This is a genomic window from Streptomyces aurantiacus JA 4570, from assembly GCF_000414115.1.
Taxonomy (GTDB): domain Bacteria; phylum Actinomycetota; class Actinomycetes; order Streptomycetales; family Streptomycetaceae; genus Streptomyces; species Streptomyces aurantiacus_A.
In genome coordinates this window covers 1-9,504 of the sequence record NZ_AOPZ01000219.1, presented here as the reverse complement: position 1 = coordinate 9,504, position 9,504 = coordinate 1, and the positions used below count along the sequence as shown (strand labels likewise).

8 protein-coding genes are annotated in these 9,504 nt (G+C 72.1%); 1 reads left to right on the top strand and 7 read right to left on the bottom strand.

Annotated elements, in window-relative coordinates:
* A partial coding sequence (glgB, locus tag STRAU_RS21390; protein ID WP_037660936.1) for a 1,4-alpha-glucan branching enzyme occupies window positions 1-1,239 on the top strand: 1,239 nt, incomplete at its 5' end.
* 69 nt (window positions 1,240-1,308) lie between these two features.
* On the opposite strand, the gene STRAU_RS21385 is transcribed toward glgB, so the two are convergent.
* The 7 genes from STRAU_RS21385 to STRAU_RS21355 all read right to left on the bottom strand — a co-directional run.
* A complete protein-coding gene (locus STRAU_RS21385) occupies window positions 1,309-3,549 on the bottom strand; it encodes a HelD family protein (protein WP_016642461.1) in 2,241 nt (746 codons plus the stop codon).
* A gap of 170 nt (window positions 3,550-3,719) precedes the next feature.
* Window positions 3,720-4,064: a thioredoxin family protein gene (locus tag STRAU_RS21380; protein ID WP_037660934.1), complete on the bottom strand. Its 345-nt coding sequence runs from the start codon at window positions 4,062-4,064 to the stop codon at window positions 3,720-3,722.
* A complete protein-coding gene (locus STRAU_RS21375; RefSeq protein WP_016642459.1) occupies window positions 4,061-4,489 on the bottom strand; it encodes a MerR family transcriptional regulator in 429 nt (142 codons plus the stop codon). The genes STRAU_RS21380 and STRAU_RS21375 overlap by 4 nt, the downstream gene beginning before the upstream one ends.
* 70 nt (window positions 4,490-4,559) lie before the next feature.
* The gene (locus tag STRAU_RS21370) at window positions 4,560-5,471 is read right to left on the bottom strand and encodes an NAD(P)-dependent oxidoreductase (RefSeq protein WP_016642458.1); all 912 of its coding nucleotides are present in this window, start codon (window positions 5,469-5,471) and stop codon (window positions 4,560-4,562) included.
* Window positions 5,472-5,566: 95 nt separating this feature from the next.
* A complete protein-coding gene (gene metK / locus STRAU_RS21365) occupies window positions 5,567-6,730 on the bottom strand; it encodes a methionine adenosyltransferase (protein ID WP_016642457.1) in 1,164 nt (387 codons plus the stop codon).
* A 52-nt stretch (window positions 6,731-6,782) separates the two neighbouring features.
* On the bottom strand, window positions 6,783-7,520 hold the full coding sequence (locus tag STRAU_RS21360; RefSeq protein WP_016642456.1) for a CPBP family intramembrane glutamic endopeptidase: 738 nt from the start codon (window positions 7,518-7,520) through the stop codon (window positions 6,783-6,785).
* A gap of 5 nt (window positions 7,521-7,525) precedes the next feature.
* Window positions 7,526-9,504: MMPL family transporter (locus tag STRAU_RS21355; protein ID WP_052029183.1), on the bottom strand; the 1,979-nt coding region annotated here is incomplete at its 5' end.

Here is a 9,504-nt window from a genome sequence, read left to right as displayed (position 1 = left end):
CTGCACCAGGCCGGCATCGGCGTCCTCATGGACTGGGTGCCCGCGCACTTCCCGCGCGACGACTGGGCGCTCGCCGAGTTCGACGGGAAGCCGCTGTACGAGCACGAGGACCCGGCGCGGGCGGCGCACCCCGACTGGGGCACCCTGGAGTTCGACTACGGCCGCAAGGAAGTACGCAACTTCCTTGTCGCCAACGCGACTTACTGGTGCGAGGAGTTCCACATCGACGGCCTGCGCGTGGACGCCGTCGCCTCCATGCTCTACCTCGACTACTCGCGCGAGGACGGCCAGTGGACGCCGAACGAGCACGGCGGCCGGGAGAACCTGGACGCCGTGTCCTTCCTCCAGGAGATGAACGCGACGGTCTACCGGCGCTGCCCCGGCGTCGTCACCATCGCCGAGGAGTCCACCGCCTGGGACGGCGTCACCCGGGCCACCCACCACACCGGGCCCGGAGGCTTCGGCGGGCTCGGCTTCGGCCTGAAGTGGAACATGGGCTGGATGCACGACTCCCTCGGCTATGTGTCCAAGGAGCCGGTGCACCGCAGGTACCACCACCACGAGATGACGTTCTCGATGGTGTACGCCTACAGCGAGAACTACGTCCTGCCGATCTCGCACGACGAGGTGGTGCACGGCAAGGGGTCGCTGGTGTCGAAGATGCCCGGCGACTGGTGGCAGCGGCGCGCCACCCACCGGGCGTACCTGGGCTTCATGTGGGCCCATCCCGGCAAGCAACTCCTCTTCATGGGGCAGGAGTTCGCGCAGGGCGCGGAGTGGGCTGAGGGGCACGGGCCGGACTGGTGGCTGCTCGACCCCGCGTACGGGGCCGAGGCCGACCACCGTGGCGTCCGGGACCTCGTCCGCGACCTCAACACCGCCTACCGGTCGGTGCCCGCGCTCTGGCAGCGGGACACCGATCCCGGCGGGTTCGCCTGGGTCGACGGGGACGCCGCCGAGGACAATGTGTTCGCCTTCCTGCGGTACGACGCCGAGGGGGCGCCGCTGCTCGCCGTGTCCCACTTCTCGCCCGTGGTGCGGCCGGAGTACGTGGTGGGGGTGCCGGACGAGTACGCCGCCTGGCAGGAGGTCCTGAACACGGACGCCGCCCGCTACGGCGGCAGCGACGTCCGCAACCCCGCCCCCCTCAAGCCGGACGCCACCCCCGCCCACGGCCGCGCCGCCTCCCTGCGCCTCACGCTGCCCCCACTGGCCACGGTGTGGCTGCGCCCGGCCTAGGGGGGCGCGGTGCCGCGCCCCCGAAGGGGCGCGGGGAACTGCGCGACCAGCCCCCACCGGCCCGCAGAACTAGGCAAAGGCGCTCAGCGCCGGGGGCAGGACCCCGGCGTAGAGGATGCCGAGGCGTTGCGTGGCCCGCGTCAGGGCCACGTACAAGTCGCTCGTGCCGTACAGCGCAGGCTCCACCACCAGGACCGTGTCGAACTCCAGCCCCTTGGCCTGGCGCGGGTCGATGAGGACGACGGGGCGCGTCAGGTCGGGCGAGGCGCCGGGCGTGACATCCGGCAGCTTCCCGGCCAGGGACTCGTGCAGCTCGCGCGGCGCGATGACGGCAAGCCGCCCCACGTCCGGCGCTGCCAAGGCCACCGCGTCCGCCACCGCCGCCGCGAGATCGTCGACGCGCCGCGCCCACGGCCGCACCCCGGTGGACCGGACGGAAGACGGCGGCTGGAAGCCGACAACCCCCGCGGCCCGCGGCACCTCCGCCGCGACGTCCATGATCTCGGCGGGCGTGCGGTAGTTGACGCCGAGGCGCGCGTACTCCCAGCGGTCCTCGACGTACGGCCCGAGGATGTCCTGCCAGGAGCCGACCCCGCCGGCCTCGGCGGTCTGCGCCGGGTCCCCGACGAGCGTCATGGAGCGGGTCGGGCAGCGGCGCATCAGCAGCCGCCAGGCCATCGCCGAGAGCTCCTGCGCCTCGTCCACGATGATGTGGCCGAACGCCCAGGTCCGGTCGGCCGCGGCCCGCTCGGCGGCGCTGCGGTGATCGGCCTCCTCCTGGCGCTCGGCCATCCGCTCGGCATCGATGATGTCGTGCGCGAGGAGCACCTCGGCGTCTTCGTCGTCCTTGTCCTCGAACTCGTACGTACGAGACGCGTACGAGACGTCGAGCACCCCCTGCGCGTACGCGACGGCCCGCTGCCGCTCCGCCTCCGCGCGCGCCCGCTCGGCGCTGTCGTCCTGGCCGAGCAGCTCCGCGGCCTCGTCGAGGAGCGGAACGTCCGCCGACGTCCACGGGGCGCCCGGGGCGCGCCGCACCAGGGCGGCGTCCTCGTCCGACAGGTGCACGGGCTCGGCGAGGTAGTCCGTGACGAAGCGCTCCGGCGTGAGCGTGGGCCACAGCTCCTCAAGGGCGGCGTGCACCTCGGCGCTGACCGCGACGCCCTTGCCGAGCTGGGCGATGTCGTCGGGCCCGAGGAAGTTGGGCCCGCCGTACGGGTCGTGGCCGATGCGCTCGGCCAGCTGCCGGGTGAGCGCGTCGATGACGTGGAAGGCGAACGTGGGCCGCGCCAGGTTGTGCGGCAGATCCGCCTCGCGCGCGGCGGCCCGCGCCTCGTACGCGATCTCCCAGTCCAGGATCAGGTCGCCGTCGTCGTGCTCGATGATCAACGGCGCTCCGGGTTCCGGAAGCTGCTGCCGGTCCCGCAGCGCCCGCGCGAGCACGTCGGCCATCTCGGCCCGGCCCTTGACCTCGGCCGCGGCGGCCGAGTCCGTGCCGGTCGCGGTCACCCCGGGGAACAGCTCACCGAGCGTCGCGAGCAGCACCCCGGTCTCGCCGAGCGCGGGCAGCACCTCGCCGATGTAGCCGAGGAAGGCCGGGTTCGGGCCGACGACCAGGACGGCCCGCTTGGCGAGCAGCTCCCGGTGCGCGTACAGCAGGAACGCGGCGCGGTGCAGCGCGACGACCGTCTTGCCGGTGCCCGGGCCGCCCTCGACGACCAGCACGCCCCGGTGCGGGGCGCGGATGATGCGGTCCTGCTCGGCCTGGATGGTCTGCACGATGTCGTGCATGCGGCCGGTGCGCGCGGAGTCGAGCGCCGCGAGCAGCACCTCGTCGGCGTCCGCGGCCTCGTGGCCGGTGCGGGTGGTGTCGGTGAGGTCCAGGATCTCGTCGTGCAGGGCCGTCACCTCACGGCCCTCGGTGGTGAGGTGCCGGCGCCTGCGCAGACCCATCGGGGTGTGCCCGGTCGCGAGATAGAACGGCCGCGCCACCTCCGCCCGCCAGTCGATCACCAGTGGAGTGCGCTCGACGTCGGACGCCCGGATTCCAATGCGGCCGATGTGGTGATCCCGCCCGTCCTGGAATTCCAGCCGCCCGAAGCAGAGACCGTTCTCGCCCGCGTCCAGGGCGGCGAGCACCCCGGACTGCTCGGCCACCATGACATCGCGCTCCAGACGCGCCTGCAGCCCGTTGCCCACCTGCGCCAATGACGACTGCACGGCGGACTCGGCCTCCTCGCGCAGCGCGTCGAGGCGCGCGTACAGCCCGGAGACGAATTGCTGCTCTTCCCGCAATTCCTCGGTTGACAATTCAGCCCCTCGCCAGTTACAGTGCTCTTATACCGATTCTCGCAGAACCCGTATGCCCAAATGGGCAGGGCTTTGCGAAAGGATCCACTATACGCAGAGAAAAGCCCCGGACGTCAATGCGTCCGGGGCTTTTCTCTTTTCACGCGCCCGCTTTCACGCGCCCTCCGCGCTCAGAGCGCGCCCGCACCCGCCAGGTCCGCGAGCAGCCGCCGCTTCGCCCGCGCGCCGACGCTCTGCCACACCGGCTCCCCGTCGCGGAAGACCATCAGCGTCGGCGTCGACAAGACCCCGTACGCCACCGTCGTCTCCGGGTTCCGGTCCACATCGAGCTGCACCACCTTCAGGCGATCCGCCTCCTCCCGGGCGATGTCACCGAGGACGGGCGCCAGTTGGCGACACGGCCCGCACCACTCCGCCGTGAACTGCACCAGGACCGCCCGGTCCGCCCCCAGGACCTCCGACCCGAAATCCGCGTCGGTCACCTCGCCGAGCCCGTCCGCCTTCAGCACGCTCATCCCGTACCCCTCAGTTCGCACCGCGGCTCCGGACCGTCCGGAGCCGCCCCCGCGTCGGCGGCGAGCCCCGCCATCGCCTCCTCGGCGCGCGCCAACTCCGCGCCGACCTGCGCCCGCACAGAAGTCAACTCGCCGATCAGGGCGTCGAGTTCACCGAGCTTGCGGCGGTATACGGCGACGGACGCGGGGCAGGAGTCCCCGGCCGGGTGCCCCGACCGCAGACACTCCACGAACGGCCGCGTCTCCTCCAGCTCGAACCCGAAGTCCTGCAAGGTCCTGATCTGCTCCAGGAGCCGCACGTCGTCCTCGCCGTACGTCCGATAGCCGTTGCCGTCGCGCCGCGCGGGCAGCAGCCCGCGCGACTCGTAGTAGCGCAGCGTCCGCGTGGTCGTCCCCACGCGCCGCGCGAGCTCGCCGATTCGCATACCGCGACGGTAATCCTTGACGTCGGCGTCAACGCCAGGGGCCGGGCGTCCGGGCCGGTTCCCGTCCGGGTCAGGCGGGGTTGCGGGCGCCCTCCACCGTGGCCGACCAGCTGTCGGCCCCGTGCCCGAGGTCCACCGCCCGCTGGGCCACGTCCCGCACGCCCCGCAGCACGGACACGTCCAGGCCGCGGCGCTCCGCGGCGTGCAGGATGTGCTCGATGCCCTCCACCTCCATGGCGAGGTTCGCCTCCGCGCCCGGATACGCGCCCTCGTCCAGGTTCTTGGCCGTCTCCTCGACGAGCAGGGACAGCAGCGAGATGTGGGACTTCAGGAACGGGGCGATCGAAGCGGCCGGAACGCCGTCCTTGGCCGCGAGCGCGTACCCGTGCACGAGCCCGGACATCGACGTCCAGAAGAAGTCGAGCATGGACAGGTCGTAGACGGCGGCGAGACCGTGGTCCGCGCCGACGTAGGCGGACTGGCCGCCGAGGGACTTCAGCAGTCCCTCGTGCTTGTCGTACGCGGCCTTGTCGCCGGAGTAGAAGAGCAGCGCGTCCGGAGTGCCGATCATGACGGTCGGGATCATGACCGCGCCGTCGAGATAGGCGATGTCATGCTCGGCCGCCCACTCGCCCGCCTCCCGGGCGCGCTCCGGGGCGTCCGAGGTGACGTTGACCAGCACGCGCCCGGCGAGGTCGGCGGCGATCGGCTCCAGGATCGACTGGGAGGCTTCGTAGTCGACGACGCACACCACCACGACCTCACCGGCGCGCACCGCCTCCGCCGGGGTCGCCGCGCGCGTCGCGCCCCGGGCGACCAGGTCCTCGCCCTTGCCCGGCGAACGGTTCCAAATGGTCGTCGGATGACCGGCCTTGAGGAAGGCCCCCGCGAGGGCCTGGCCCATGGCACCGAGGCCGATGACGGTGACGGGGGTGAGGGTGGAGGCTGTTGTGGGGTTCGTGGAATTCGTAGTGGTTGCCATGCGCCCATCGTTGATCGGCGCATCCCTGGCCACAAGTACGGACTATTTGGTGAGGTACTCACCAAAAGGTAAGTGTTGCCGTCCCGGTCGCCGCGTCAGCCCCCGGCCGCCGCCCGCAACGCGTCCGCGCGGTCCGTGCGCTCCCACGTGAAGTCCGCCAGTTCGCGGCCGAAGTGCCCGTACGCCGAGGTCTGCGCGTAGATGGGGCGCAGCAGGTCCAGGTCCCGCACGAGCGCAGCCGGCCGCAGGTCGAAGACGTCGGTGATGGCCTGCTCGATGCGGGCCTGGGACACCGTCGCGGTGCCGAAGGTCTCCACGAACAGGCCCACCGGCTCCGCGCGGCCGATGGCGTACGCGACCTGCGCCTCGCAGCGGCGCGCGAGGCCCGCGGCGACCACGTTCTTGGCCACCCAGCGCATCGCGTACGCCGCCGAACGGTCCACCTTGGAGGGGTCCTTGCCGGAGAACGCGCCGCCGCCATGCCGGGCCATCCCGCCGTAGGTGTCGATGATGACCTTCCGGCCCGTCAGGCCCGCGTCGCCCATCGGGCCGCCGATCTCGAACCGGCCCGTCGGGTTCACCAGGAGCCGGTAGCCCTCGGTGCCCAACTCCGTTCCCTCGTCCCGCAGTTCCTCCAGGACGTGGTCCACGACGAACTTGCGGACATCGGGGAGCAGCAGCGCGTCGAGGTCGATGTGGGCCGCGTGCTGGGAGGAGACGACGACGGTGTCCAGGCGCACCGGGCGGCTGCCCTCGTACTCGATGGTCACCTGGGTCTTGCCGTCCGGGCGCAGATACGGCACGGAGCCGTCCTTGCGGACCTCGGTGAGGCGCCGGGCGAGGCGGTGCGCGAGCTGGATCGGCAGCGGCATGTACGACGGCGTCTCGTCGGTGGCGTACCCGAACATCATGCCCTGGTCGCCCGCGCCGCCGGTGTCCACGCCCAGGGCGATGTCGGGCGACTGCGCGCCGATGGAGAGCGAGACCCCGCACGAGGTGCCGTCGAACCCCTTCGCCGAGGAGTCGTAGCCGATGTCCACGACCGCGTCGCGGACCAGCTGGGCCATGGGGACGTACGCGGTGGTGGTGACCTCGCCCGCCAGGTGCACGAGGCCCGTGGTGATCAGGGTCTCCACGGCCACGCGCGCCGTGGGGTCGACGCTCAGCAGGGCGTCGAGCACCGTGTCGCTGATCCGGTCGGCGATCTTGTCGGGGTGGCCCTCGGTGACGGATTCGGAGGTGAACAGGCGTCGTGGCATCAACTTGTCCTTAACGGTGGCTGGTTGAGTGGGTGGTGGTTCAGTGGGTGGTTCACAGCCACGCGGCCGCCGCCCCGAGCAGCAGCAGGTTGCAGACGCCCTGCGCGGCCGCGCAGGCGAGGGCGGAGCCGGTGACGGCGCGGCAGATGCCGAGGGCGAGGCCCATCAGGAACACCGACGGCAGCAGCCCGCCGAGCACCTTCAGGTTGAAGGGGTTGAGGCCGTAGTCGCCGACGTGCACGGCCGCCCAGCCGGCGGCCGTGGTCACCACGGCCGCGTAGCCGCCCCAGCGGACCTCGACGGCCCGGTACAGGACGCCCCGGTAGCAGACCTCCTCGACCAGCGGCACCAGCACGCCGAGGGCGAGGACCATGGCCACCACGTCGGCCCAGGGCGCGCCCGGCACCATGCCCTCGAAGAGCCGGGGCATCCACGTCGTCCAGTTGTCGTCGCCGTCGCCGAAGGTGGCGCGGGTGGCGAGGAACGTCTGGCCGTACACGACGGCCACCAGGGCCGTGCCGAGGACGGCGGGCAGCAGCGCGCACCGGCGCACCCCGGCCCCCGCCCAGCCGGCGCGCGGCAGGACCAGGAGCACGGCCGCGCTCAGCGCCACGGAGAGCACCATCACCGGGAAGGTGAAGGCCCCGGCCACGCGGACCGCCGCGAGCACCGCGAACAGCGCGGCCGCGGACGTCACCGGGAACGCGGCGTGGTGCGCCCGCAGCCGGTCGAGCGCGCGGGTCCTCACCGTGGCCTCGTCGGCCCGGTCGTCGTGCGTGTGCAGCGTCATGCGCGTCACCCCGCGGGCACCTTGTCGAGGCGGCGCCCGCGCACGCCGAAGCCGGGCAGCCACCAGTTGTACTTGCGCAGGAGCAGCAGGGTGGCCGGGACGAACAGCATGCGGATGACGGTCGCGTCGAGCAGCACGGCGAGGCCGAGCCCGGCGCCGTACTCCTGGAGCATCAGCGTGGACGAAAGGGCCATCGTGCCGAGGCTGCCCGCCATCACCAGGCCCGCCGCGTTGATGACGCGCCCGGTGTCGACGACGGCCCGCATGGTGGCTTCTTCCTGACTCAGCCCGCTGCGCAGCAGGTCGCGGACGCGGGTGACGAGGAAGATCTCGTAGTCCATGCCGAGCCCCATCATCAGGACGGTGAGGAAGATCGGCAGATCGTCGATGATCGCCTCGCCGCGCCAGTGGTGGAAGATCAGCACGGTGAGGCCGACGGCCCAGACGTTGCTGAGCATGATGGTGGCGATCAGGCGCAGCGGTACGAGCAGCGAGCGCAGCGTGAACATCAGCATCACGAAGACGCCGACGCTGACGAGGGCGACCATCTGCCAGAAACTGGAGCTGAGCGCGTCGCCGTACTGCCGGTCGACCTGGGTGGTGCCGCCGACCTCCAACTCGGCCACGCCACCGCCCTGTTGGTCGGCTACGCGTTCGAGACGGGTGACCGTGGCGACGGCCTCCTTCGCGTACGGGTCGTCGTCGAGGGCGACGACGAAGCGCAGGGTGCCGTCGCGGGAGACATAGTCGTCGAGGAGGGGGCGGCCCGCGTCCGCGAGCTGCCCGTCGGACCAGCGTCTGCCGAAGGGGTGGGTCGCGGAGTCCACGGACGCGACGCCCGGGACGGCGTTGAGGCGCTCGGTGAGCCGGGACACCGCCTGCCGCCCCTCGGCGGTCAGCTCGCCGTCGCGTACGACACCGGGGCCCGCGCGGCCGACGGCGATCGTCGGCATGACGGCCGCGTCGCCCCACACTCCGGCGACGGTCTCGAAGCCCTCGCGGGAGTCGGTGGCCGGGCTCAGCGCGACCGGGTCGGACGTGGAGCGGTTGCCCGCGACGAGCAGCGCGAACGGGATGGTCGCGGCGAGGAACGCCACCACGATCCACCCCTTGCGGCGGCGCGCGAACTCCGCCGTGCGGCGCAGGTGTTGGCCCATGGCGCCGGTGTGCTCAAGGTCGGACAGGGGCGCGCGGCCCACCGCGAAGAAGCGGTCGCCGAGCAGCACGAGCAGGCAGGGCGTGAGGGTGAGCGCGGCGGCCAGCACGATGGGGATGCCGATGAGCCCGCCGTAGCCGAGCGGCGGGATCCAGTCCACGGGTGACAGCAGGGTCGCGCCGAAGGCGAGGGCCACCGCGCCCGCGGCGAGCAGCATGCTCTCGCCCGCGTGCACGGTGGCGTGCACCGCGGCGTCCCTCGGAGCGCGTCCGGCGAGGCGTTCCTGCCGGTAGCGCGAGGACAGCAGCATGCTGTAGTCGACGCCCGCGCCCAGCATCACGAACGTCATGATGGTGACGGTGAACTGAGTGAGCGTCACCTGCTCGCCGAGCGCGTGCAGGGCGGCCTGGCTGACGTTCATGGACAGGCCGATGACGGCCAGCGTGAGGATCGCGGGGACCAGGGCGCGGAAGAACACCAGCAGGATGACGAAGATGATGACGTACGCCACCGACTCCATCAGCGAGTTGTCCGCCTCGGCCTTCTCGTACGTGTCGTGGATGAGCGCCAGCTCGCCGGTGACGTGGACCTGGGCACCCTTGGCGGCGCCGCTGTCGGCGAGCAGTTCGCGGGCGGTGTCGCGCAGCCACTCCACGTCGGGGTCGGCACCGATCTTGTCCGTGTAACTCACGGACGCCAGAGCCGACTTGCCGTCGTCGGAGATCAGCCGCGCCACCGCGTCGCCCGGCACCGGCAGCGGGAAGCGGCGCCAGTCGGCGGCCGCCGCGAACGTCCCGGCGACGCGGGGCACAGCCGCCGCGTCGGGTG

Coding starts and splice junctions, on each gene's coding strand:
- STRAU_RS21370 (WP_016642458.1), bottom strand. CDS start 5,471: ATGGCAACCACTACGAATTCCACGAACCCCACAACAGCCTCCACCCTC.
- STRAU_RS21360 (WP_016642456.1), bottom strand. CDS start 7,520: ATGACGCTGCACACGCACGACGACCGGGCCGACGAGGCCACGGTGAGG.
- metK (WP_016642457.1), bottom strand. CDS start 6,730: ATGCCACGACGCCTGTTCACCTCCGAATCCGTCACCGAGGGCCACCCC.
- STRAU_RS21375 (WP_016642459.1), bottom strand. CDS start 4,489: ATGCGAATCGGCGAGCTCGCGCGGCGCGTGGGGACGACCACGCGGACG.
- STRAU_RS21380 (WP_037660934.1), bottom strand. CDS start 4,064: ATGAGCGTGCTGAAGGCGGACGGGCTCGGCGAGGTGACCGACGCGGAT.